Consider the following 24541-nt stretch of genomic DNA (forward strand, 5'->3'; position numbering starts at 1 on the left):
TGTCTCCGTCGGAATCCATGCGCGCGATTGTCCGTTATCGATGGCGCCGGCCGGACATCACGCGGTCACCGGGAACGCAGCTCGGCAATAATCTCTTCGATCACACCGCCCCAGTCACCCGCGCTTTTCTGCCTGAAGAGGCGGGCGGACGGATACCAGGGGCTGTCGCTCCGCGCCGTCATCCAGCGCCAGTCCGGCCGGGTGGAGAGCATGATCCATGTGGCCTTGCCGAGGGCGCCTGCCAGGTGGGCCACCGAGGTGTCGACCGTGATCACCAGGTCCATTTCGGAGATCAGGGCCGCCGTGTCGGAGAAATCCCTGAGTTCGTCCTGATGAGAACGGACCCGGGCGAATTCGGCGAGAACGGCCGCGTCGTCCGGCCGGATGTCGCGTTGCAGCGAGTGATATTCGAACTCCAGCCGCAACAGCGGCTCCAGCGCGCGCAGGGCAAGGCTGCGGTCGCGGTCGTTTCGGTGTCCTGCGTATCCCGACCACGCCAGACCGATCCGCGTCACGGACTTCGCGCCGAGCCGGGCGCGGACGTCCGCCGCCTTGCGCGGGTCAACGCCCAGGTAGGGGATATCCGCCGGGATGGTATCGACGCGGGTCCCGAATGCCAGCGGCAGGCTCATCAGCGGGCAATGCAGGTCGAAGTCCGGCGGCGTCTCGCCTTTGATGATCCGTCTGGCCCTGGTATTCAGCGTATCCGACAGCGTGGCGAGAGGTGAAGGGATCTCCAGGATGACCGTGGCGCCCAGGGCCTCCACCTGCGGGACATAACGCATGAACTGGATCGCATCGCCCAGCCCCTGTTCCGCGTACAACAGCAGGGTTTTGCCGGCGATCGGCTGCTCGCCCGTCCACCCGGGCCGGGTGAACGTCCGTCTCCACTCCGCGAACTGATCGGTTTTCCGCCGCCACTCGTACAGCGGCCAGCCGCCCGCATAATCACCGAGCAGCAGTTTTTGAATGCCGAGGTTCATACCGGCCTCGGCGAAGTCCGGCTTGAGGCGGATCGCCTGTTCGTAACTGACGATCGCCTCCGCCGGCCGGTTCAGGTCGCGCAGCACGTTGCCGCGGTTGTTGTGTGCCTCGGCAGAGTCGGGTTTCAGCGCGAGGGCGCGGTCGAGGCTTTCCAGCGCCTCCTGCTGGCGGTTCAGGTCGCGCAGGCAGATGCCCCGGTTGCTGTGCGCCTCGGCATGATCCGGCCTGAGTGCGATCGCGCGGTCATAGCCCGCGAGCGCCTCCTGCAGGCGGTTGAGGGAACGCAGGGCGCCGCCCCGGCTGTGGTGCGCCTCGGCGAGGCCGGGGTTCAGGGCGATCGCCCGGTCGAAACCCAGCAGGGCTTCCTCATGCCGGTTCAGGCTGCGCAGGACGTTGCCGCGGTTGATATGCGCCTCGACCAGGCCGGGTTTCAGCGCGAGTGCGCGGTCGAAGCCCGCCAGGGCTTCCTGCGGACGGTCCAGGTCGCGCAGGCAGATGCCCCGGTTGTTGTGCGCCTCGGCAAGGCCCGGCGTGAGCAGGATCGCGCGGTCGAAGCCCGCGAGCGCCTCCTGCAGGCGGTTGAGGGAACGCAGGGCGCCGCCGCGGTTGAGCAGCGCAAGGACAAGGTCGGGTTTGTGCCTGATCGCCTCATCGAAGCTGGCCAGCGCCTCGTGGTGGCGTCCCAGGTCCTGCAGGATGTTGCCGCGATTGTTGTGCGCCTCGGCGAAATCGGGCTTCAGGGCAATCGCCCGGTCGAAATTCGCCAGGGATTCCTGCAGGCGTCCCAGCTTCCTGTACACCTGGCCGCGATTGAAGTGCGCCGCAGCGAGCTTCGGGTCCAGGGCGATGGCCGTGTCGTAGCATGCCAGCGCTTCCGGGTAACGCCCCAGGTCCTCGAGCACGATGCCCTGATTGTACCGGGCGAGGCAATTGTCCGGTTTGCGCGCCGCGGCCAGGGCGAGGTGCTTCAGCGCGTCGTGCTTGTCCCCGAGTTGAAAGCGGATGATCCCCAGGTGGTGCAAGGCGTCAAAATTGCCGGGTTCCGCGGCCAGCGCCCTGCGCAATGATGCCTCCGCTTCCGCCAGCCGGCCCTGCCGGCTGAAGGCCGCGGCCTGATGGAGATGCGCCGAGATCCGGCTTTCCGTCCCGTCAGGGTTTGCATCGTTCATTGCGGGGTCCCCGGTGATCCTGGCGCATCCGGCCATGCATTCATCACGTCTCTGCGGATGGATTGTAACCGCAGGGAGACGTTTCCATCTCCTCCATCGGCGGATCGCCGGGTAAATCAGGCGCGACTGCGCCGGCGCGCGCGCGGGTGCGCCGCGTCATAGACCTGGGCGAGATGCTGGAAGTCGAGATGGGTGTAGACCTGGGTGGTGGAGATGTCGGCGTGACCGAGGAGTTCCTGCACCGCGCGCAGGTCGCCGCTCGATTCGAGCAGGTGGCTGGCGAAGGAGTGGCGCATCATGTGCGGGTGGAGGTTGAGGTCCAGTCCCTGACGGCGCGCCCAGACCTTGAGGCGCGACTGCACGCCGCGCGGGGTGACGCGCCGCCCGGCGATCCCGACGAACAGCGCGGTCGCATCCGGTCCCTGGATGGTGCGGCGCTCGGCCAGCCACGCCTCGAGCGCGGCGAGCGCATGGCGCCCCACCGGCACGACGCGGGTCTTGCTGCCCTTGCCGGTGACACGCACGGTGGCGTCGCGCGCATCGAGGTCGGCGAGGTCGAGCCTGACCAGTTCCGCCAGGCGCAGACCGGAAGAGTAGAAAAGCTCCAGGATGGCGCGATCGCGCCGGATGAGGACATCGTCCTTCGCGGGCGCGTCGAGCAATTGCCCCATCCGGTCGACGTCCAGTGTTTGCGGCAGCGGCCGTGGCGACTTCGGGGCGCGCACGCCGACCGCCGGATTGTGCGCCAGCTCCTGCTGGCCGGTCAGCCAGGCGAAGAAGCCGCGCAGGGCGGACAGCAGGCGTTGCAGGCTGCGACCGTTGAGGCCGCGCCGGTGCTGCGCCGCGACCAGGCCGCGGATGTGATGCACGGTCAGGTCCTGCCAGCATCCGATACCTTCGGCGATGCAGAACGCATCGAGCCGGGCGAGATCGCGCCGGTAGCCAGCCAGGGTATGCGGGGAGAACCGGCGCTCGACCCGCAGGATCTCCAGGTAGCGTTCGATCCGGCCGGAGCGGTCCATTGTTATCAGGTGCGTGGCGCGTCGCGCAGGCAGGCGGCCAGCTTGCGGCCGATCAGCTCGTTCATGTAGTTGAGATAGGTGGTGCCGATTTCCGGCGTGAAGCGCTCCGCGCTGCGGCTGCCGATGGCGAGCAGGCCGACGACGGGAATGCCCGAGCTTCCGGCGAGCGGCAGCAGCGCGGCAGAACCGATCTCGCCCGCCGTGGTGGGAAACAGCTGGACCAGCTGGTCGTTGGGCAGATGTCCGCACACCGGCCTGCCGGCTGCTACCACCGCCTGCAGCGAAGGGGTCAGGGCGTCGGCCGCGATTGCCTCGACATTCAGGAATGCATGCGCGCCGGCGTCGAGGCGAAGCTCGCCGTCGGTGACGAACAGGCGCAGCGTCGCCGCGTCGGCATGGAAATCCTGCCGCAGGCCCGTCTCGAGCAGGGCGAGCGCATCCTCCAGTGTCGCGCTGTCCATCAGCTTCACCGTGAGCTGTTGCAGGCGCGCGATCAGTTCGTCGTTGTAGCGGGCGATCTGCACCAGCTCCTGCAATTGCGCGCGATAACGCTGCGTCTCCTCGCGCAGCAGCGCGACCTGGCGCTCCACCAGGGAAATGGCGCCGCCGGTGGGGTGCGGCAGGGTGAGCGCGCGGATCAGGTCGTCGCGTCCCAGGAAGAAATCCGGATGGCTTCGCAGGTAGTCTTCGACGGCCTGCGCGGCGGGTGCCTGCAGGTCGCCCGCCGGTTCGGTATGTGCAGTGCTCATAGCGCGATGGTTCCCTCGAATACCAGGGTGGCGGGTCCGGTCATGGCGACGCTGGCGCCGTCGCCCCCCCATTGTACGAACAGGCTGCCGCCGGGCAGCTCCACGGCGACGCGCTCGTCGAGCAGGCCGCGCAGCCGGCCCGCGACCACGGCCGCGCAGGCGCCGCTGCCACAGGCCAGGGTTTCGCCGGCGCCGCGCTCGAATACGCGCAGGCGGATGTGGGCGCGGTCCTGGACCTCCATGAATCCGACGTTGACGCGCTGCGGAAAGTGCGCGTCATGCTCGATCAGCGGTCCCAGGCGATCGACGGGGGCGGAGGTGACATCTTCCACCAGCAGCACGGCATGTGGATTGCCCATGGACACGGCGCAGATCTCGATCCGGTCGCCGCCGACCTCCAGGCTGTAGATGGGTCCGGTCTGCTCGGTGACGAACGGCACGGCGGAGGGTTCGAGGCGCGGCGCGCCCATGTCCACCGTCACCAGGTTGCCGTCCAGCAGCTGCGTGCGCAGCAGCCCGCTGCTCGTCTCCAGCACGAGCTGGTCTTTGGCGGTCAGGCCGCGTTCGCGCACAAAGCGCGCGAAGCAGCGCGCGCCGTTGCCGCATTGCCCGGACTCGCTGCCGTCTGCGTTGAAGATGCGGTAGCGGAAGTCTGCGCGCGCGTCGGTGGCAGGCTCGACCATCAGGAGCTGGTCGCAGCCGACGCCGGTGTGGCGGTCGGCGAGGAAGCGTATCTGCTCGTGCGTGAGCGCCACGGGCCGGGTGACGGCGTCGATGATCACGAAATCGTTGCCCAGTCCGTGCATCTTGCTGAACGGAAGCGTCGAATTGGCGGTCGGCACGGTGGCGGCGGTTTCTCCGGGGATTTGGCCGGAGTATAGCAAGCTTCTCCGGACGTGTGCAGCGCGGCCTGTCTACGCCGTTGCGGCGGAGGGCCGGCCGGTGGTCGAATGCGCCGATGTGTCGCCGGTATCGAGCAGCCGCAGAATGTCCTCGCTGCAGTCCATGGCATCGCGGTATCCAAGCTGCATCAGCTCGCGGCAGTATTCCTGCTCGAACAGCAGGTAACTCAGCAGGGTGGCGCCGTGGCCGTGAAACGCGCCGATGCGGCGCAGCAGGAAGCGCAGCGGTCGCGGCAGCAGGTGGGCATGGCGCGCGGCGATGTCGTCGATGTTGCGGCTGGGGGTGATGCTCAGCACCTCTACCGGTCGCAGCGCGATGCCGCCCTGTACCAGATGATGATCGGGGATCAGGCTGATGGTCCGGTTGATGCGCTCGAGGCGTTCCAGGTCCGTGTCGAGGCTGTCGAGGAAGATGCTGTTGAGGATGTGTCCCGCAACCTCGGCGACGGTCGGGTACGTGTTCTCCATGGCGGACGGGCTCGTCCCGCTGTTCTGCCTCTTGCGTATCCCGACCACCAGGATGCGGTCTGCGCCGAGGTGCAGCGCGGGGCTCAGCGGCGCGATCTGGCGTATCGAACCGTCACCGAAGTAATCGTTCCCGACCCTGATGGCGGAAAACACCAGCGGTATGGCGGAGGAAGCCATCAGGTGTTCGATCGTGATGGCTTCCGCATGGCCGAGGCGCCGCTCGCGGTTCCAGTCCTGCACCGACGGATGCGCCTGGAAGAAGGTGATGGAATGCCCCAGGCGGTAACTCGAGGCGGTGATGCCGACCGCGTGCAGCAGGCCCGCATCGATGGAGCGCTGGATCTGCCCGCACGGCAGGGATTCCCGGAGCAGTCCGTGGAGCGGCGCGCGGTCGAGCAGCGAATGGGGGTTGTAGCGGCCGAGGCCGCCCAGAATCATCGCCGCCAGCCAGTGCGCACCGGTCCTGGCGAGGCCGGGCACGTCGGCGCGGAACACCTGGTGCACGTGGAAGTCCTTCCACACCCGGCTGATGCGCAGCACGGCGCGGCGGAAATGGTCGGCGTGGATGGCGAGCGCCGCGGCATTGATGGAGCCGGCCGAGGTGCCGGTGATGACCTGGAAGGGCGAGGGCGAGTCCTTGGGTACAAGGCGCGCGATGGCGCGCAGAACTCCCACCTGGTAGGCGGCGCGCGCGCCGCCGCCTGGGAGGACGAGCCCGATCTTCGGTTTCGCGGATGGCGGTTGCGTAGGCATCGCGTTTGTCCGGGAGACGGCATGAACGGGGCGTCCGCGGCCTTCCTGCCGTGTAGCCGCCCTCCTGATTATATCGGCCCGACGGGAAGATTTATGCAACTGCGCCGCCGTCACCAGGCGCGGGCACGGACCACGTGCCCGTCCCGGTCGCTGTGCGATACCGCCGGGGACAGATCGTGGAATCGGTACCCTCTCGCCGCGTTAAGGCGGCAACCGGATGCCCAGCTCGTCCCAGATGGTGTCCACGCGCCGGCGCACCTCGTCGGACATGCGGATCGGCGTGCCCCAGGCGCGCTGCGTCTCGCCCGGCCACTTGCCGGTGGCGTCGAAGCCGATCTTGGAGCCCAGCCCCGACACCGGCGAGGCGAAGTCCAGGTAGTCGATCGGCGTGTTCTCGATGATGACGGTATCGCGCGCCGGGTCCATGCGCGTGGTCATGGCCCATACCACGTCCTTCCAGTCGCGCACGTTGATGTCGTCGTCGGTGACGATGACGAACTTGGTGTACATGAACTGGCGCAGGAACGACCAGACACCGAACATCACGCGCTTGGCATGACCGGGATACTGCTTGCGCAGGCTGACGCAGGCGAGGCGGTAGGAACAGCCCTCGGGCGGCAGGTAGAAGTCGATGATCTCGGGGAACTGCTTCTGCAGGATCGGCACGAACACCTCATTCAGCGCCATCCCGAGCACCGCGGGCTCGTCGGGCGGACGACCGGTGTAGGTGCTGTGGTAGATCGGGTCGTCGCGGTGGGTGATGCGGTCGATGGTGAACACCGGGAAGCGCTCGACCTCGTTGTAATAGCCGGTGTGGTCGCCGAACGGCCCTTCGGGCGCTTCGTCGCCAGGATGAATGTGGCCCTCGAGCACGAATTCGGCGCTGGCCGGCACGGAAAGGTCGCTGCCGATGCATTTCACGACCTCTGTGCGCCCGCCGCGCAGCAGGCCGGCGAAGGCGTATTCCGACAGCGTGTCCGGCACCGGCGTGACCGCGCCGAGGATGGTGGCCGGGTCGGCGCCCAGCGCCACGGCGACCGGGAACGGCTCGCCCGGGCTCGCCGCCAGCCAGTCGCGATAGTCGAGCGCGCCGCCGCGGTGCGGCAGCCAGCGCATGATGACGCGGTTGCGGTCGATCACCTGCTGGCGGTAGATGCCGAGGTTCTGCCGCGGTTTGTGCGGCCCGCGCGTGACGACCAGCGCCCAGGTGATGAGCGGCGCGACATCTCCCGGCCAGCAGGTCTGGATCGGCAGCCGCGCGAGATCCACCGCGTCCCCTTCGATTACGTTCTGCTGGCAGGGCGCGCCGCCGACCGTCTTCGGGTTCATGTTGAGCGCCTGTTTGAGCACCGGCCATTTGTCCCAGGCGTCGCGCAGGCCGGCCGGCGGTTCCGGCTCCTTCAGGCAGGCGAGCAACTGGCCGATCTCGCGCAGCGCCGCGACCGAGTCGGCGCCCATGCCGAGCGCGACGCGCTCGGGCGTTCCGAACAGATTGGCGAGTACGGGGATGGCATGGCCCTTGGGTTGTTCGAACAGCAGCGCCGGACCGCCCTTGCGCAGGGTGCGGTCGCAGATCTCGGTCATCTCGAGGTACGGGTCGACCGCGGTCCGCACGCGGACCAGGTCGCCCTTCTGTTCCAGCGCTGCAATGAAGTCGCGCAGGTCGCGGTATTTCATGGTGTGAATCGCTGTTCGTACGTTGATGGTTGCAGGCCGCGGGCGGCGGTTATCGGCCCATTATACGTTGCCCGTCGGTGCCTGGCTTGCCGCGGCGGTTACGGGGCGAATTCCGCGATCACCGGTGCGTGGTCCGACGGACGTTCCGCGGCGCGCGGCGTCCTGTCGACGCGGCAATCACTGCAGCGTGCGCACAGCGCCGCGCTGGCCAGGATGTGATCGATGCGCAGGCCGAGATTGCGCCGGAACGCCGCCATGCGGTAATCCCACCAGCTGTAGACCGGTTCGTCGGGATGCCTGAGGCGCAGCGTATCGCACAGACCGGTGGACAGCAGGCGGGCGAAGGCCTCGCGCTCCGCCGCGCTGAACAGCACCCGGCCCTCCCAGGCCGCCGGGTCGTGCACGTCGAGCGGCGCGGGTGCGATGTTGAAATCGCCCAGCACCACCACCTCGGCATGGCGCGTCAGTTCGTCGTGGATGAAGCGCGTCACCTGTTCGAGCCACTGCAGTTTGTAACGGTATTTGTCCGAGTCCACGCTCTCACCGTTGGGGACGTAGAGGTTGAGCACGCGCACGGATCCGCAGGTGAGCCCGAGGATGCGCCGCTGCGGGTCATCGAGCCCGGGGATGTCCCGGATCATGTCGTGCGCCGGCTCCCGCGTCAGGACGGCCACGCCGTTGTAGGTCTTCTGTCCGGAGAATTCCGCATGATAGCCGGCGGCGAGCAGTTCCTCGCGCGGAAACTGCTCGTCCTGCAGCTTGGTCTCCTGCAGCGCCAGGATGTCGGGCCGGACGGAGGCGAGCCAGTCGAGCACCTGCGGCAGGCGGACCCGCAATGAGTTGACGTTCCAGCTTGCGATCTTCATCGGGGCATGGCTACGGATCAGGGGTGAATTGTCGTGTTAACTCCTTGTCAGGAATGGGAAACAACCTGCGGAAAGCCCCCGGACCGCCGATACAGACTATGGGATCCATCCTGACCGCGAACATCCCGCAGCCTAGCGCGGCCGGCTGGCAAACTCAAACACCTGACACAGGCGCGCCGGATGACAAGCGTATACTTACGGCGGATACTCGGGAAGATCCACTGCACGTCTCATTACGTCGTGCGGTCCGGCGGCCGACGGGACCGCGAGGGATCGTGATATGGATGTCCTGCTCGGTGTTCTCGCGCTCCTCCTCGGCATCGCCGCCGCCGCATTCCTGCGTCTCCCGCTGACGGCCTCCACCACCCTGCTCGCCCTCATTCCCGCGGGAGTGTCACTGGCACAGGATTCGGTTGTCACGACCGTCGTGCTGTGGACGATCTTCCTGTCGTGCGCGGTTCCCCTCAACGTGCCCGCGCTGCGCCGGCGCTGGTTCAGCGCACCGCTGCTGCAGTCCTTCCGGCGGGCGATGCCGGAGATGTCCTCGACCGAACGCGAGGCGCTCGAGGCGGGCACGGTCGGATGGGACGGGGAGCTCTTCGGCGGCCGTCCCGACTGGCGCCGCTTCCTCAGCCTCCCGGCGGCGCGGCTCTCGGCCAAGGAGCAGGCCTTTCTGGACGGACCGGTGGAAGAACTCTGCCGCATGCTCGACGACTGGGACATCACCGAACGCCGGCATGATCTGCCGCCCGAGGTATGGGGTTTCCTCAAGACGCGCGGCTTCTTCGGCATCATCATCCCGCGGGATTACGGCGGCCTTGGATTTTCCGCGCTGGCGCATTCGGGCGTGGTGATGAAGATCGCCACGCGCAGCATCAGTGCCGCGGTGACGGTGATGGTGCCGAATTCGCTCGGCCCCGCCGAGCTGCTGCTCCACTACGGTACGCAGGAGCAGAAGGATTACTACCTCCCGCGCCTCGCGCGCGGCGAGGAAGTGCCTTGTTTCGCCCTCACCGGTCCCGAGGCGGGCAGCGACGCGAGCGCCATCCCCGACACCGGGGTGGTCTGTCGCGGCGTATTTCAGGGGCGCGAGATCGTCGGCATCCGGCTGAACTGGGACAAGCGTTACATCACGCTGGGTCCGGTTTCCACCGTGCTGGGGCTGGCCTTCAAGCTGTACGATCCCGAACATCTGTGCGGCGAGCGCGCGTCGATCGGCATCACGCTGGCGCTGATACCGACCGGCACGCCGGGCGTCGACATCGGCAGCCGGCACGCACCGCTCAATATCGCGTTCCAGAACGGGCCCAACCGCGGCAGGGACGTCTTCATTCCGCTCGACTGGGTGATCGGAGGGAGCAGCGGGTTCGGCCAGGGCTGGCGCATGCTGATGGAATCCCTGGCCGCAGGACGCTCGATCTCGCTGCCGGCGCTCAGCACCGGGGCGGGCAAGCTGGCGAGCCGCGCGACCGGCGCCTACGCGCGCATCCGCCGCCAGTTCAAGCAGCCGATCGGGCGTTTCGAGGGGGTGGCGGAAGTGCTGGCGCGCATCGCCGCCAATACCTACCTGATGGACGCGGCGCGCGTCGTTACCGCGGCGGCGATCGACCGCGGCGAGAAGCCCGCCGTTATCTCCGCCATCGTAAAATACCAGCTCACCGAGCGCATGCGCCGCGTGGTCAACGATGCCATGGATGTGCAGGGCGGAAGCGGGATCTGCATGGGACCGCGCAACCTGCTCGGGCGCGTGTACCAGGCGGTGCCGATCAGTATCACGGTGGAGGGCGCGAACATCCTGACGCGCAGCCTGATCATCTTCGGACAGGGGGCGATACGCTGCCACCCGTTCGTGCTGCGGGAGATGCGCGCGGCCGCCGATGCCGACGCGACGCGCGCCCTGCGCGAATTCGACCGCGCCGTGTTCGGCCACGCCGGCTTCATGCTCGGCAACGCCGTGCGCGCCGTGTGGCTCGGCCTCACCGGCGCGCGGCTGATCATCGCACCGGGCGCACCGCAGACGCGGCGCTACTACCGGCAGGCGGCGCGCATGAGCGCCGCGCTCGCGCTGGTATCCGACGCGGCGATGCTCGCGCTCGGCGGCGAACTGAAGCGGCGCGAATCGCTGTCGGGACGGCTGGCGGACGTGTTCGGCCATCTCTATCTCGTGTCCTGCATGCTCAAGCACCACGAGGAGCAGGGCCGCCCGCCGGAGGATCTTCCCCTGCTGCGCTGGGCATGCGAGGACGCCCTGTACGAGATGCAGGGCCGCCTCGATGGCCTGCTGAGGAATTTCCCCGTTCGCGCCCTTGCCCGCATACTGCGCCTGCTGGTATTTCCGCTGGGACGGCGCTACGGCGGCCCGGACGACCGCATGGGTCAGGCGGCGGCGGCGGTGATCCTGTCGCCCGGCGCCGTACGCGACCGTCTGACCGCCGGCGCCTTTATACCGCGGGAGGCCGGCGAGGTGATCGGGCGGATCGAGGCCGCCCTCGAAGCGGCAGTCGCGGCCGAGGCGGTGGAGAAGAAGCTGAGGACTGCGGTGCGCGCCGGGCGCATCGGCAACGGCGGCGAGGAGGCGATGCTGCAGGAAGGACTACTTCGCGGAGTGGTCGACGAGGGCGAGGCCGGGCGGTATCGTAATGCGGTGGCGGCGCGTCGCGAGGTCGTGGCGGTGGATGAGTTTCCGCAGGGATACTGGGGGTCCGATCGGTCATGACGGATATGATGAGACAGCTCGGGCGCCGCGCGCCGGTATACGTCGTAGACGGCGGCCGCACGCCCTTTCTCAAGGCGAAGGGCCGGCCGGGGCCGTTCGCGGCGGCGGACCTCGCCGTCGCGGCGGCGCGTCCGCTGCTCGCGCGTCAGCGCTTCGAGGCGGACGCGATCGACGAGGTGATCCTCGGCTGCGTGATGCCGGGGCCCGACGAGGCCAACATCGCCCGCGTGGTCGCGCTGCGCCTCGGCTGCGGCCACAAGGTGCCGGCGTGGACCGTGCAGCGCAACTGCGCCTCGGGCATGCAGGCGCTCGACAGTGCCTGCACCGCCATCGCCGAGGGACGTTCCGATCTGGTGCTGGCCGGCGGCACCGAAGCCATGAGCCGCGCGCCGGTGCTGCTCAGGGACGAGATGGTCCATTGGCTCGCCGATTGGAACGGCGCCAAGGGCCTCGGCGCCCGTATCGCCGTGCTGGGCCGGCTGCGTCCCGCATACCTGGCGCCGGTGGTTGGCCTGTTGCGCGGCCTCACCGATCCCGTCGTCGGCCTGTCCATGGGGCAGACGGCGGAGAATCTCGCCTACCGCTTCCGGATCGACCGCGTGCCCATGGATGCCTTCGCGCTGGAGAGCCACCGGCGTCTCGCGCAGGCGCAGGACGCGGGCTGGCTGGAGGAGGTCGAACCGATCTATGACAGCGCCGGCGGTTATTACGAGCAGGACGACGGGCTGCGCCGCGATACGACACTGGACCGGCTCGCGAAGCTCAAGCCGGTATTCGACCGCCCCTTCGGCATGGTCACGGCGGGTAACAGCGCGCAGGTCACCGACGGCGCGGCGCTGCTGATCCTCGCCAGCCGGCGCGCGGTTGAGGCACACGACCTGCCCGTGCTGGGGCGTATCGTCGACTGCGCCTGGGCGGGCGTCGATCCGGCGCAGATGGGCCTGGGCCCGGCGCACGCCATGGCAGCGTTGATGCAGGGGCACGACCTGAAGGTCGGCGACGTGGATTTCTGGGAGATCAACGAGGCCTTCGCCGCCCAGGTGCTGGCGGTCGTCACGGCCTGGCGCGATCCCGCCTACTGCCGCGATGAGCTCGGCCTGGACGCGCCGCCGGGAGAAATCCCGCATGCCCGCCTCAACGTCGACGGCGGGGGCGTCAGCCTCGGGCATCCGGTCGGCGCTAGCGGCGCGCGCATCGTGCTGCACCTGTTGCATGTACTCGGGCGCCACGGCGCCCGGCGCGGCATCGCGAGCCTGTGCATCGGCGGCGGACAGGGCGGAGCGATGCTGCTTGAGCGGGACGGCGAGCGATGAAGGACGGGGGCGAAATCGGGCACTGGCGTCAGGAGCGCGACGATGATGCGATCGTCTGGCTGACGCTCGACCAGACCGGGTCCGCGGTCAACACGCTGGCGGTCGACGTCATTGCCGAACTCGACGTGCAGCTCGTGGCGCTGGAGAAATTACCACCGCGTGGCGTGGTCATCCGTTCGGGCAAGCCGGGCGGCTTCATCGCGGGGGCCGACATCAAGGAATTCCTGCGCGCCCGCACGCGCGAAGACGCGGCCGAACTGATCCGGGGTTGCCACACTGTATTCGACCGACTCGAAGCGCTCCCGTGTCCGACGCTCAGCCTGATCGAAGGCTACTGTCTGGGTGGCGGGCTGGAACTGGCGCTGGCGACGCGTTATCGGATTGCACTCGATGACCCGCGCACCCGTCTGGGTCTGCCAGAGGTGCGGCTCGGCATCCATCCCGGCTTTGGCGGCACGATGCGCGCGCCGCGCCTGATCGGACACATTCCCGCGCTCGATCTTATGCTGAGTGGCCGCAGCCTGAGCGCGCGCGCTGCGCAAAAGGCCGGGCTGGTGGACTATGCGCTGCCGGAGCGGCAACTCGTGCGCGCCGCGCGCACGATGTTGCTGGAAGCGCCTCCGCCGCACCGCCCGGCGCTGCTGCACCGGCTTGCCGGCATGCGCGTGGCGCGACCGGTCATCGCCAAGTTCCTGCGCCGCAAGGTCGCGCGGCGCATCCCGGAGCAGCACTATCCCGCGCCATACGCCTTGATCGACCTGTGGGTCAGGCATGCCGACGATCCGAAGCGCATGCAGGCCGAGGAGGCCGGCTCGGTCGCGAACCTGGTGATCGGCGATACCGCGCAAAATCTCATCCGCGTGTTCTTTCTGCAGGAAAAGCTCAAGGCGCGCGGCCGCGCCGCTCCGGTCCAGGCGCGGCGCGTGCACGTCATCGGCGCGGGAATAATGGGCGGGGATATCGCGGCGTGGTGCGCCCTGCGCGGCCTCCGGGTCACGCTGCAGGACCAGTCGGCGCAGCTCATCGCCCCGGCGATGCGGCGCGCGGCGGAGCTGTTCCGCCGCGAACTCAAGCAGCCGCGCCTCGTGCAGGAGGCGCTCGACCGGCTGATGCCGGATATTCACGGCATGGGCGTGGCTCGCGCAGATGTGGTGATCGAGGCCATCTTCGAGAACGCCGAGGCCAAGCAGGCGCTCTATCGCGAACTTGAGCCGCGCATGCGGCAAGGGGCGTTGCTCGCGACCAACACATCGAGCATTCCGCTCGAGATGCTCGGGCGCGCCCTGCTGCGCCCCGAGCGCCTGGTCGGACTGCACTTCTTCAATCCGGTGGCGAAGATGCAGCTGATCGAGGTGGTGCACACCCGGCACACCGATGCCGGCGTCCTCGCGCAGGCCGGCGGCTTCGTGCACCGGATCGACCGGCTGCCCCTGCCTGTCATGAGCAGCCCGGGATTCCTGGTGAACCGCGCGCTGATGCCGTACCTGCTCGAGGCAGTCAACGCGGTGGGCGAGGGCATACGACCGGAGCTGGTGGACAGGTCGGCGCTGGAGTTCGGCATGCCGATGGGTCCGATCGAACTCGCCGACGCGGTGGGGCTCGACATCTGTCTCTCGGTGGCCGACATCCTGTCCGAGCATAGCAGGATGAAGGTGCCGGAACGCCTGCGCCGCATGGTCGAGGCGGGACAGCTCGGCCGCAAGAGCGGGCGCGGTTTCTACAGCTACGAGAAAGGAGAGCTCGTCAGGGGCAAGCTGGACCGGACGGTCTTCGCGCCCCCCGATCTGGCCGACCGCCTGATCCTCAGCCTGCTCAACGAGGTGGTGGCCTGCCGGCGCGCCGGCATTGTGGAGGACGACGACGCGCTCGACGCCGGCATCATATTCGGTACCGGTTTCGCGCCGTTCCGCGGCGGTCCGATTCATTACATCCGGGAACGCGGCGTCTCCAACCTGAAAGAGCGGCTGGAAAGCCTCGCACGCACCCACGGCGAACGCTTCACGCCCGATCCCGGCTGGACGGAGCTATAATCAGGCGGACCCTCCGCTACGGGAGAACGCATGGCCCTGGATAATTCGGCGCTGATACCGCCTGATCAGGTAAGCACGCTGTCAGATCTGTTTTACGAGCGCGTACGCCGCAGTCCCCAATCCCCTGCATACCGCCATTTTGATCCGGCGGACGGACAGTGGCGGGAGCTTTCCTGGGAACAGGTGGCGGCGGAAGTGGGGCGCTGGCGGGCGGGCCTGCGCCGCGAGGGGTTCGTCCCCGGCGAGCGTATTGCCGTCATGCTGCCGAACGGCGTCGAATGGGTGTGCGCAGACCAGGCGGCGCTCAGCCTCGGTCTGGTGGTCGTCCCGCTGTTCGTGAACGACAGGCCGGACAGCGTCGCCTATATCCTGCGGGAGACCGGCGCCCGGCTGCTGCTGGTCGACGACGCGGACCAGTGGGAAACACTGCGCCCGGCAGTAGCCGGACTGGATCATCTGGCGCGAATCGTCGTGCGCGCGGACGTACCAGGTAACGATGCCCGCGTGACATCGCTCCGAAGGTGGCTGGGCACCGGTGGTGAGGGCGGCCGCGAGGAGGAGATCCATCAGGGGCGCGGCGACCATCTCGCAGCGATCGTGTTCACCTCCGGCACCGCGGGCCGTCCCAAGGGGGTGATGTTGTCGCACGGCAACATCCTGTGGAATGCCTACGCCAGTTATTGCAGCAACCCTGTGGACTCCGGCGACAACTTCCTCTCCTTCCTGCCGCTGTCGCACACGCTGGAGCGTACCGTGGGTTATTACCTGCCCATGATGGCGAACGCCAGCGTGGCCTTCGCCCGCTCGGTCGCGCAGCTCGGTGATGATCTGCTCGCGGTGCGTCCCACGGCGCTGATTTCCGTGCCGCGGATCTACGAGCGGGTTTACGGCCGCATCCAGGTGCAGATGGAAGGACGTCCCGCCCTGGCGCGCTGGCTGTTCCGCCAGGCGGTCGATACCGGCTGGGCGCGTTTTCAGTATCAGCAGGGGCGGGCAGGATGGCGTCCCGCGCTCCTGTTATGGCCGCTGCTGCAGCGCCTGGTCGCGGGCAAGGTCCTGGAACGGCTCGGCGGGAGGATTCGCATCGCGGTGTGCGGCGGCGCGCCCATCCCTGCCGAGGTGGCGCGCACCTTCATCGGCCTGGGGCTGCCCCTGATCCAGGGTTACGGCATGACGGAGGCCAGTCCCGTGCTGAGCGGCAACCGGCTGGAAGACAACGATCCGGCGAGCGTGGGACGGCCGCTGCGCGATGTGCAGTTCAAGGTCACGGAGCAGGGCGAGCTGCTGGTGAAGAGCCCCGGAGTGATGCTGGGCTACCTGAACGATGCGGGGGCGACCGCGGCTGCGATCGACGCCGAGGGCTGGCTGCACACCGGCGACAAGGCGGAGATCGAGAACGGCTACATCTATATCACGGGCCGACTCAAGGACATCATCGTGTTGTCCAACGGCGAGAAGGTATCTCCGGCGGATATGGAGCTGGCGCTCGCCTCCGATCCTCTGTTCGAACAGGTTCTGGTGGTGGGCGAGGGCAGGCCGTATCTGACCGCTCTGGTGGTGTTGAATCCCGAGCGCTGGCCGGTGCTCGCGCAGCAGCTGGGTGTTGAGCCGGATGACCCGCGCGCGCTGCAGGCGCCGGTCGTGCTGGATGAGGCGGGGCGCCGGATCGAGGGTCTGACGCGGCAATTTCCCGGCTACGCCCGCATCCGGCGCTTCAGCCTTACGCTCGATCCGTGGACGGTGGAGAACGGCATGCAGACCCCGACGCTCAAGCTGCGCCGCCAGCGCATCACCGAGCAGGCCCGCGCGGTAATCGAACGGATGTATGCAGGACATTGATATGACGCAGGAGGACGCAGTGGACCGGTTGCCCGCGGGACGCCAGCCCACGACCCGGGTGCTGGCCATGCCGACCGATACCAACGCGGCGGGCGACATCTTCGGCGGCTGGATCATGGCGCAGGTCGACATCGCCGGCAGCATCGCCGCCTACCGCCGCGCCGGCGGCCGCGTCGTGACGGTGGCGGTCAATTCCTTCCAGTTCCACAAACCGGTCTTCGTCGGCGACCTGATCAGCTGTTATGCCGAGGTGGTGCGCGTCGGACGCACCTCGCTGACGGCGCATGTCGAAGTCTACGCGGAGCGCAGCCGCGGGATCGAGGAGGCCATCAGGGTAACGGAGGCCACGCTGACCTACGTGGCCGTGGATCAGGACCGCAAACCGCGCCCGGTCGACAGCGCCTGACCTTATTTCGGGGCGACGGTCTCCCTGACGTGGATCCCGTACTCCTTGCCCTGCGGGTCCTCCCACCACCAGCGCCCGGCGCGGAGGTCCTCGCCGACGGCGATCGCGCGCGTGCAGGGCGCGCAGCCGATGCTCGGATAGTGTTTGTCGTGCAGCTCGTTGTAAGGAATGGCGAAGTGGCGGATGCAGGTCCACACCTCATCCTGCGACCAGTCGAGCAGCGGATTGAACTTGCGCAGGCCGTGTTCGGCGTCCCATTCCTCGACCTGCAGATCCTTGCGTGAAGGCGACTGTTCGCGCCTGAGCCCGGTGATCCAGGCGTGCTTGCCGTGCAGGGCGCGCCGGAGCGGTTCGACCTTGCGGATGTGGCAGCAGCGCTTGCGCAGCTCGACGCTGTCGTAAAACGCGTCGGGGCCGTGGGCGCGCACATATTCCTCCACCGCGCGGAAATCCGGGAAATAGATGCGGATGGAGATGCCGTAATGCCGCATGGTGTGCTGCATCAGGCGGTAGGTCTCGGCCGGGAGGCGGCCGGTGTCGAGGCTGAAGATCTCGATGCCGGGCGCGTGCCGGCAGATCAGGTCGGTCAGCAGCATGTCCTCGGCGCCGAAGCTGTTGGCGAAGGTGGCCGGTGCGCCTGCGTCGGCGATCCCGCGCAGCAGATGCGCGGCCTCGGCGAGCTTCCGTTCGAGCGACGCGTCGATGTTCATGGGCGGATGCGGCTGCCTGCCTCCGGACCGGGATCTCAGTGAGCCGGTGTGATTCCCTCTTTGCGCACGATCACGCGCACTGCGTTGCCTTGTGTTTCGATGCGCAGGATCTCATGCCCGTCCTTGCGCAGGCTGGCTGCCGCCTGCTGCGCGAGTTCCTCGGTGCCGAACAGGAATCCCGCCGGCCCGCCCGCCGCGACGCGCCGCAGTTCGTTGCGCGCCTTGACGTAATGCAGCGGGCAGCCGTAGGCGGTCAGATCGATGCTCTCAGCGTTTTTTTTTCAGCCGTGGCGATGGCCGGCATGGAGGCGCTCAGGTCGAGCTGACGATCGATGTTCTGGCAAAGCACGGCCGCCTCGGCGGTCCACTGATCCAGTTCCTGCATGAGCGTCTGGTAGGCGGCGTCATCGAAATCGTCCTTGAGCTGTTCCAGCCGCGCGGCGAAATCGCTCAGGCGCTGGCCCATCGTCGGACTGGCCGGCAGCGCCGCGGACAACTGGCGGCCGATCTCCGGCAGATCGTTGGCGGCGGGCTGGCCCGCTAGGAACAGCAGCGAATGTCCGACCAGGCGGCCTATGACCTGCGCGCATTCGATCGATTCATCGTATTTGCGCTTCTGCAGGAAGCCGCCGCGGTAATTGCGCTCGTTCGCCGCCTCGGCGAAGTTCGCCGCGACCGTCTCCTGCGCCGCACCGGCGCATTCGCCGCCGCCGAACTGCACTACCTTGAAGGCCTCTTCATCGCCATGGTCCTGCAGAACGGCGGCGAGCTCCTCCGGCGCGACGGCGAGGATGCCGGCGAGCAGGCGGTCGAAATAATCCGCAGCCTGCCTGTGCGTCCAGGCGAAGAAGGATTCCCCGTTGACGCGCTCACGGGCGTAGGTCTGCTGGATCAGCGCAATCGCCTGCTGGATGCGCGCGGCGGGGACCGAGGGTCCCTTGCGGGCGAGGCCACCGCCGTTGCGGCCGTCGCCGCCCAGGTACATCTGGTAATGTGGCACCAGCTTGCCGTGCAGACGCCGGCCTTCACCGTAGATGCCGATGTCGCCGGTCTCGGGTTGCGCGCAGCCGTTGTGGCAGCCGCTGGCGCGGATGCGCAGGTCGTGATCGCCGCCCGAGATCTTGGTGCCGATCTTCTTGGAGGCGGTGATGCCGAGGCGGCAGGTCGAGGTGCCGGGGCAGGCGACGACGTCGTCGCCGGTCTTCGGTTCACCGAGGCCGAGCGCGGCGATGCCCGCACGGACGTCGGCGATGCGCCCGTCGGGCACGCCGGCCAGGATCAGGTTCTGGTCCTGGGTGGTGCGCACGTCGGACAGCCCCAGTTTGCGCATCAGCGCGGCGATACCGTGCATCTGCGGGCCGGTGAGGTCGCCGATCGGCACGCTGATCGGGAAGATGTTCAGCCCCGGCTGCTTCTGCGGCAGCACCTTGCGCGGCGCGCCGGGATTGGTGCAGCCGTCGACCGCAGCGCCGTCGCGCCAGTTGCCTTTGATGTGCGATCTGCCGGCAAGCGCGGTCTTGGTGCGGGCCAGTTCCTCGCGGTACTTTTCCACGAAGCCCGCGGCGCCGAAGCGGTCGACCAGGAACTTGATGCGGGACTTCGCCCGCTTCTTGCGGTCGGAATAGCGGTTGTGCAGGGAGATCACCGCCTCCATGCACGGGATCAGGTCTGCCTCGGGGACGAACTCCTCCACCGTGACGGCGTGGCGCGGTTTGTGGCCGAGGCCGCCGCCCGCCAGGATCTTGAAGCCGAAGCGGCCGTCCTGCTTGACCGCGACCACGGCGAGGTCGTGCAGCAGGCCCTGGGCGCAGTCGGCCTCGCAACCGGAGAAGCTGATCTTGAACTTGCGCGGCAGGTGCTGCGTCAGCGGATGGCGCAGGAAATATTGCACCGCGTCGTCCTGGTATTCCGCGATGTCCACGCGTTCGCGCGGACACACGCTCGCCAGCGGGCAGCAGGTGACGTTGCGTACCGTGTTATTGCAGGCCTCGCGCGTGGTGAGGCCGGCCTGGGCCAGATCCTTCAGTGCGCGCGGCGATTTTTCCAGCGGGACGTAATGGATCTGGATGTCCTGCCGCGTGGTGATATGCGCGACGTCATGCTGCGCGTAACCTTCCAGGATGTCCGCCATCTTGTCCAGCTGCGCCGGGGTCATGCGTCCGCCCGGGATCTTGACGCGGATCATGTTGACGCCTTCCTGGCGCTGGCCGTAGACGCCCTGCTGCAGGCGGATGGACTGGAAGCGGTCGGCGTCGATCTCGTCGCTCAGGAAGGCGTGCACGCTTTCCTCGAAACGATCCAGTTCCTCGAAATTGACCAGTGTCTGCGCCTTGTTCATAGGTACATCTCCTGCGCTGTATCGTTGGTTGTTCTGTTATCCAAGCTGTTCCTGTTCATCAGGCGGCGAACATGAATTTCACCCCGATCAGGATCAGCGTACTGGCCAGCAGCGGCCGTATCACGCGTTCGGGAACTATCGAAGTCAGGTGGCTGCCGAGATAAATGCCCGGCAGTGATCCGACCAGCAGGATAGACAGCATCGCGAAATCGACGGTACCCATGTGCACATGCCCGAGGCCCGCTACCAGCGTCAGGGGTACCGCGTGGGCGATGTCCGTCCCCACGATGAGGCGCGTCGGCAGGCTGGGATACAGGAAGATCAGCATCGCCGCCCCCAGCGCGCCGGCGCCAATCGAAGATATTGGCACCAGGATCCCCAGCACCACCCCTGCGCCGATCGTCGCGGCGGGGCGCAACGACTGCCAGTTGGGGAGCCAGACCCTGATTCTGCGGCCCAGGCCCTGTACGCGGGATTTGAACAGCAACGAGAGCGCGGTCAGGATCAGGGCGACGCCGAGCCCGGTATGGATCACCAGGTTAAGCTCCTCCCCAGCAAGCTTGTACCGGTCCATATAATACACCACGGTTACCGAGGTAGGCAGGCTGCCCACGAGCATCAGTCCGGCGATGTTCCAGCGGATATTCTCCCGGCGTTGATGGTGCCAGATTCCCGTGGCCTTGGTGATGGCGGCGAACAGCAGGTCCGTCCCCACGGCCGTCACCGGTGCGATGCCGAAGAGGAATATAAGCAGAGGCGTCATCAGTGAACCGCCTCCCACCCCGGTCAGGCCGACCAGGGTGCCGACGCCGAACCCGGCCAGGATAAAGGCCAGTGTATCCATTGTTGCACCTCTCGTCGGCCGATGCGAAGCGCCGGGCTCCGGCGCTTTATCATGTGAACTCAGACAGTTACCCTGGAAACGCGACGGCGGCCAATGGTGCCGTTGCGGAACCGGAGTGATAATAGGGTGGAAAAAACTATAGCATTCAAACTATATTCCAAAAAATAATAATGTATTATATTTATATAAGAATTTTGTATATAGGATCCGGGCGATGAACATTCAGCAGTTACGATATTTGCGTGAAGTGGCGCGCTGTGGCCTGAATATCTCTGCAGCCGCCAATGTCCTGCACACGGCGCAACCCGGGATCAGTAATCAGATCCGCCAGTTGGAGGAGGAGCTGAAGGTCCAGATATTCGAGCGCAACGGCAAGCGTCTGGTGGGCATCACCCAGCCGGGGCGGGCGGTGCTGGCGATGGCGGAGCGTGTGCTGCGCGACCTCGAGCATATCAAGCAGGTCAGCTATGAATACACCAGCGACGCGACCGGCAGTCTGTCCATCGCGACCACCCACACCCAGGCGCGCTACGCCTTGCCGCCGGTCATCAAGACCTTCACCGAACGCTACCCCGACGTCCGCCTGCACCTGCACCAGGGCAACCCCACGCAGATTGCCCAGCTCGCCGCCTCCGGCGTCGCCGATATCGCCATCGCGACCGAGGGCATGGACATGTACGAGGATCTGGTGGTGATGTCCTGTTATGAGTGGCACCACTGCGTGATCGCGCCGCCGGGCCTCCCTATCCTGCGCGATCACCCGCTGACGCTGGCGAAGATCGCCGAATATCCGATCGTGACCTACGATTTCTCGTTTGCCGGGCGGGTAAAGATCAACGAGGCGTTCGAGCGGGCGGGGCTGCGTCCCAATGTGGTGTTTTCGGCCATCGACTCCGATGTGATCAAGACCTATGTCGAGATCGGTCTCGGTATCGGCCTGATGGCCCAGATGGCGTTCGATCCGGAACGTGACACCAATCTGCGCATGCTCGAGGCGAGCCACCTGTTCGAGCCGTGCACCACCCGACTCGGGGTTCGGCGCGGAAGCCATCTGCGCGGCTACATGTATGCATTTGTCGAGATGTTCGCGCCGCAGCTCGACCGGCGCACGGTCGACAGGGCGATGGCGGGGCAGCCGTCGCGGTCGCGCGATGTGGTTCAGCCCTGAGCGGCGCGGCGCGGCGGCTGTTCCGGCTGCTCGTCGTACGGCTCGCTGTGGCCGCAGTCCTTCTGCGGGCAGACGAGTTCGGCGCCGGCCTTCTTGGTGGTTTTGATGGTCAGGATGGGCCATTGGCAGTTCGGGCAGGGGTTCGCCACCGGTTCGTTCCACACGGCGTAATCGCAGGCGGGATAGCGGGAGCAGGAATAGAAGGTCTTGCCGCGCCGGGAGCGCCGCTGCAGCATGTTACCCTGCTGGCACTTGGGGCAGATCACCTGGGTGTCCGAGGGCTTGACCAGCGGTTCTATATATTTGCACTTCGGATAGGTGCTGCAGCCGATGAATTTGCCGTAGGGGCCGGTGCGCACGACCAGGGCGCCGCTGCAGGCCGGGCACGCGCGCCCCTCCACCAGTTCGGAGCCGCTGTCCTCGTCGCTGTCGCCGAGGTTGCGCGTGTAATCGCAGTCGGGAAAACCGGTGCAGCCGATGAAGCGCCCGCGTTTGCCCAGTCGGATCGAAAGGGGCTTGCCGCACTTGGGGCATTGCTCGTCAAGCGCCTCCTGGGTCACGTCCTTGCGCTGCACCGATTTCTCCTTGTCGTCGACCAGGTGCTTGAACGGCTGCCAGAAGGAGCGCATCAGCGGAATCCACTCCTCCTCGCCGCGTGACACCGCGTCGAGTTCATCCTCGAGCTTGGCAGTGAACTCGTAATCGACGTAGCGTGAGAAGTGCTCGGTAAGGAACTTGTTGACGATCCGGCCGACGTCGGTCGGCTTGAAGCGCTTCTTGTCGAGCACCACGTATTCGCGCTGCTGCAGTGTCGCGATGATCGCCGCGTAGGTGGACGGGCGCCCGATGCCGTATTCCTCCAGCGCCTTGATCAGGCTCGCCTCGGTATAGCGCGGCGGCGGTTCGGTGAAGTGCTGATCGGTATGGATGGTGTCAAGGGTGACCGTCTCGCCCATGGTAAGCTCGGGCAGCAGGTTCTGTTCCTCGCCGTCCTTGCCGTCATCAGTGTCCTCCTGATAAACGCTCATGAACCCCGGGTCGACGATGGTTGATCCCGTGGCACGGAACACATTGCCCTTGCCGGCATCGAGATCCACGCCGACAGTGTTGATGGTCGCGTGGACCATCTGGCAGGCCACCGTGCGCTGCCAGATGAGGCGGTACAGCTTGAACTGGTCAGCGCTCAGGTGCTCCTTGATCGAGTCCGGGTCGGTGTAGACGGATGTCGGCCGGATCGCCTCGTGGGCCTCCTGCGCATTCTTCGCCTTGGTCTTGTAGACCTGGGGCTGGGCCGGCAGCGCGTCCTTGCCGAAACGCTCCGCGATGAGTCGGCGTATTTCCTCGACTGCCTCATTGGCGAGATTGACCGAGTCGGTGCGCATGTAACTGATCAGGCCCGTGGCGCCCTGTCCGGTATCGATACCTTCATAGAGCTGCTGCGCGGTGCGCATCGTGCGCTGCGCGGTGAAGCCGAGCTTGCGCGCCGCCTCCTGCTGCAGAGTCGAGGTGATGAACGGGGCCGCGGCGTTGCGTTTGCGCTGCTTCTTCTCGACCTGGATGACCGTGAGTTTGCCGTTCGCCGCCTTCAGCAGCGCGCGTTCGGTCTCCCTTGCATCCGCCTCGTCGGTGATGCTGAACTGATTGAGTTTCTTGTCCCGGTAGTGTGTGAGCCTGGACCTGAAGCGTTCCTTGCCTTTGGAAGACTCGGCCTCGAGGGTCCAGTATTCGCGCGGCTCGAAGGCCTCTATTTCCTGCTCACGCTCGACGATCATGCGCAGGGCAGGGCTCTGTACGCGTCCGGCGGAGAGTCCGCGCCGGATCTTTTTCCACAGCAGTGGCGAAAGGTTGAAGCCGACCAGATAGTCGAGCGCGCGGCGCGCCTGCTGCGCGTTCACGAGGTTCATGGAAATATCGCGCGGATGCTGGATCGCCTCCTGCACCGCGTTCTTGGTGATCTCGTGAAAGACGATGCGGTGCACCGCCATGTCGCGCAGCGCCGCATCCTGCCGCAGGATCTCATACAGGTGCCATGAGATCGCCTCGCCTTCGCGGTCCGGGTCGGTGGCGAGGTAGAGGGTTTCCACGCCCTTCAGGTTCTTGCGGATGACGTCGATGTGTTTCTGGTTTTTCTCGATGAGCTGGTACTTCATCGAGAAGTCATGCTCGGGATCGACCGCGCCTTCCTTGGGAAGCAGGTCGCGCACATGACCATAGGAGGCGAAGACATTGAAGTCCTTGCCCAGATATTTCTTCAGCGTCTTCGCCTTGGCGGGCGATTCCACGATGACGAGATGCTTGCTCATCGACGAGTACGATACTCCGATTGCCTGTGATTCATCAGTGGCTGTTGATCCGCCAATCCACGGGGTTTCTTAAGCGAAACATCGTGTTCGAGCGGTGCGGCGAGAAAAACGCGCCTATATTAGAGGTGCGATCCACCGACTGTCAAAGCTGTTTCGGTATCGCGTTGAAAATCTTAAGTCCACCGCACCCTCCGTGCACGCGTGCCGGCAGCTTGCCCGTTCGTATCCGATAAGACTGCGCAAGTGGTGCAATGGTTCAAATCACCGGCCGTGACGGGATCGGC

General features: G+C 66.7%; 18 protein-coding genes. 6 read left to right on the forward strand and 12 right to left on the reverse strand.

Annotated elements, in window-relative coordinates; all coding sequences use genetic code 11:
* Positions 1-65: 65 nt before the first annotated feature.
* The 7 genes from IPK65_14210 to xth form a co-directional block, all read right to left on the reverse strand.
* Entirely contained in the window at positions 66-2153 is a 2088-nt protein-coding gene (locus IPK65_14210; protein ID MBK8164239.1) for a tetratricopeptide repeat protein, read from the reverse strand.
* Between the two features lie 116 nt (positions 2154-2269).
* Positions 2270-3175, reverse strand: coding sequence for a tyrosine recombinase XerC (gene xerC, locus IPK65_14215; protein MBK8164240.1), 906 nt, complete (start codon positions 3173-3175; stop codon positions 2270-2272).
* Positions 3176-3180: 5 nt separating this feature from the next.
* On the reverse strand, positions 3181-3924 hold the full coding sequence (locus tag IPK65_14220; protein ID MBK8164241.1) for a DUF484 family protein: 744 nt from the start codon (positions 3922-3924) through the stop codon (positions 3181-3183).
* On the reverse strand, positions 3921-4730 hold the full coding sequence (gene dapF, locus IPK65_14225; GenBank protein MBK8164242.1) for a diaminopimelate epimerase: 810 nt from the start codon (positions 4728-4730) through the stop codon (positions 3921-3923). Before dapF ends, IPK65_14220 begins: the two co-directional genes overlap by 4 nt.
* A gap of 108 nt (positions 4731-4838) precedes the next feature.
* A complete protein-coding gene (locus IPK65_14230; GenBank protein MBK8164243.1) occupies positions 4839-6047 on the reverse strand; it encodes a patatin-like phospholipase family protein in 1209 nt (402 codons plus the stop codon).
* A gap of 201 nt (positions 6048-6248) precedes the next feature.
* Entirely contained in the window at positions 6249-7724 is a 1476-nt protein-coding gene (gene ubiD / locus IPK65_14235; protein ID MBK8164244.1) for a 4-hydroxy-3-polyprenylbenzoate decarboxylase, read from the reverse strand.
* Positions 7725-7822: 98 nt separating this feature from the next.
* Entirely contained in the window at positions 7823-8590 is a 768-nt protein-coding gene (gene xth, locus IPK65_14240) for an exodeoxyribonuclease III (GenBank protein MBK8164245.1), read from the reverse strand.
* 280 nt (positions 8591-8870) lie between these two features.
* Between xth and IPK65_14245 the strand changes: the two genes are divergently transcribed.
* From IPK65_14245 to IPK65_14265, 5 genes are read left to right on the forward strand one after another with little or no spacing between them, the layout of a single operon-like run.
* A complete protein-coding gene (locus IPK65_14245) occupies positions 8871-11306 on the forward strand; it encodes an acyl-CoA dehydrogenase (GenBank protein ID MBK8164246.1) in 2436 nt (811 codons plus the stop codon).
* Positions 11307-11314: 8 nt separating this feature from the next.
* Positions 11315-12619 (forward strand): acetyl-CoA C-acetyltransferase, encoded by a 1305-nt coding sequence (locus IPK65_14250; protein MBK8164247.1) that lies wholly within the window; start codon positions 11315-11317, stop codon positions 12617-12619.
* The gene (locus tag IPK65_14255; GenBank protein ID MBK8164248.1) at positions 12616-14649 is read left to right on the forward strand and encodes an enoyl-CoA hydratase/isomerase family protein; all 2034 of its coding nucleotides are present in this window, start codon (positions 12616-12618) and stop codon (positions 14647-14649) included. The genes IPK65_14250 and IPK65_14255 overlap by 4 nt, the downstream gene beginning before the upstream one ends.
* A gap of 30 nt (positions 14650-14679) precedes the next feature.
* On the forward strand, positions 14680-16488 hold the full coding sequence (locus tag IPK65_14260) for a long-chain fatty acid--CoA ligase (protein ID MBK8164249.1): 1809 nt from the start codon (positions 14680-14682) through the stop codon (positions 16486-16488).
* 1 nt (position 16489) lies between these two features.
* Positions 16490-16894: an acyl-CoA thioesterase gene (locus tag IPK65_14265; GenBank protein MBK8164250.1), complete on the forward strand. Its 405-nt coding sequence runs from the start codon at positions 16490-16492 to the stop codon at positions 16892-16894.
* Positions 16895-16896: 2 nt separating this feature from the next.
* On the opposite strand, the gene IPK65_14270 is transcribed toward IPK65_14265, so the two are convergent.
* Genes IPK65_14270 through IPK65_14285 form a run of 4 tightly spaced genes read right to left on the reverse strand, consistent with a single transcriptional unit; the run spans position 16897 to position 20786 of the window.
* Positions 16897-17604 carry a phosphoadenylyl-sulfate reductase gene (locus tag IPK65_14270; GenBank protein MBK8164251.1) on the reverse strand — a complete coding sequence of 236 codons (708 nt, stop codon included), beginning with the start codon at positions 17602-17604 and terminating at the stop codon, positions 16897-16899.
* A 35-nt stretch (positions 17605-17639) separates the two neighbouring features.
* The gene (locus IPK65_14275; protein MBK8164252.1) at positions 17640-17867 is read right to left on the reverse strand and encodes a hypothetical protein; all 228 of its coding nucleotides are present in this window, start codon (positions 17865-17867) and stop codon (positions 17640-17642) included.
* Entirely contained in the window at positions 17858-19942 is a 2085-nt protein-coding gene (locus IPK65_14280) for a nitrite/sulfite reductase (GenBank protein ID MBK8164253.1), read from the reverse strand. The genes IPK65_14275 and IPK65_14280 overlap by 10 nt, the downstream gene beginning before the upstream one ends.
* 58 nt (positions 19943-20000) lie before the next feature.
* A complete protein-coding gene (locus tag IPK65_14285; protein MBK8164254.1) occupies positions 20001-20786 on the reverse strand; it encodes a sulfite exporter TauE/SafE family protein in 786 nt (261 codons plus the stop codon).
* 214 nt (positions 20787-21000) lie between these two features.
* On the opposite strand from IPK65_14285, the gene IPK65_14290 reads away from it, so the two are divergent.
* Positions 21001-21954, forward strand: coding sequence for a CysB family HTH-type transcriptional regulator (locus IPK65_14290; GenBank protein MBK8164255.1), 954 nt, complete (start codon positions 21001-21003; stop codon positions 21952-21954).
* On the opposite strand, the gene topA is transcribed toward IPK65_14290, so the two are convergent.
* Positions 21945-24257, reverse strand: a complete 2313-nt coding sequence (topA, locus tag IPK65_14295) for a type I DNA topoisomerase (GenBank protein MBK8164256.1) — start codon at positions 24255-24257, stop codon at positions 21945-21947. The genes IPK65_14290 and topA overlap by 10 nt on opposite strands.
* Between the last annotated feature and the right edge of the window lie 284 nt (positions 24258-24541).

The sequence above is a fragment of the Gammaproteobacteria bacterium genome, from assembly GCA_016712635.1.
Lineage (GTDB): Bacteria > Pseudomonadota > Gammaproteobacteria > SZUA-140 > SZUA-140 > JADJWH01.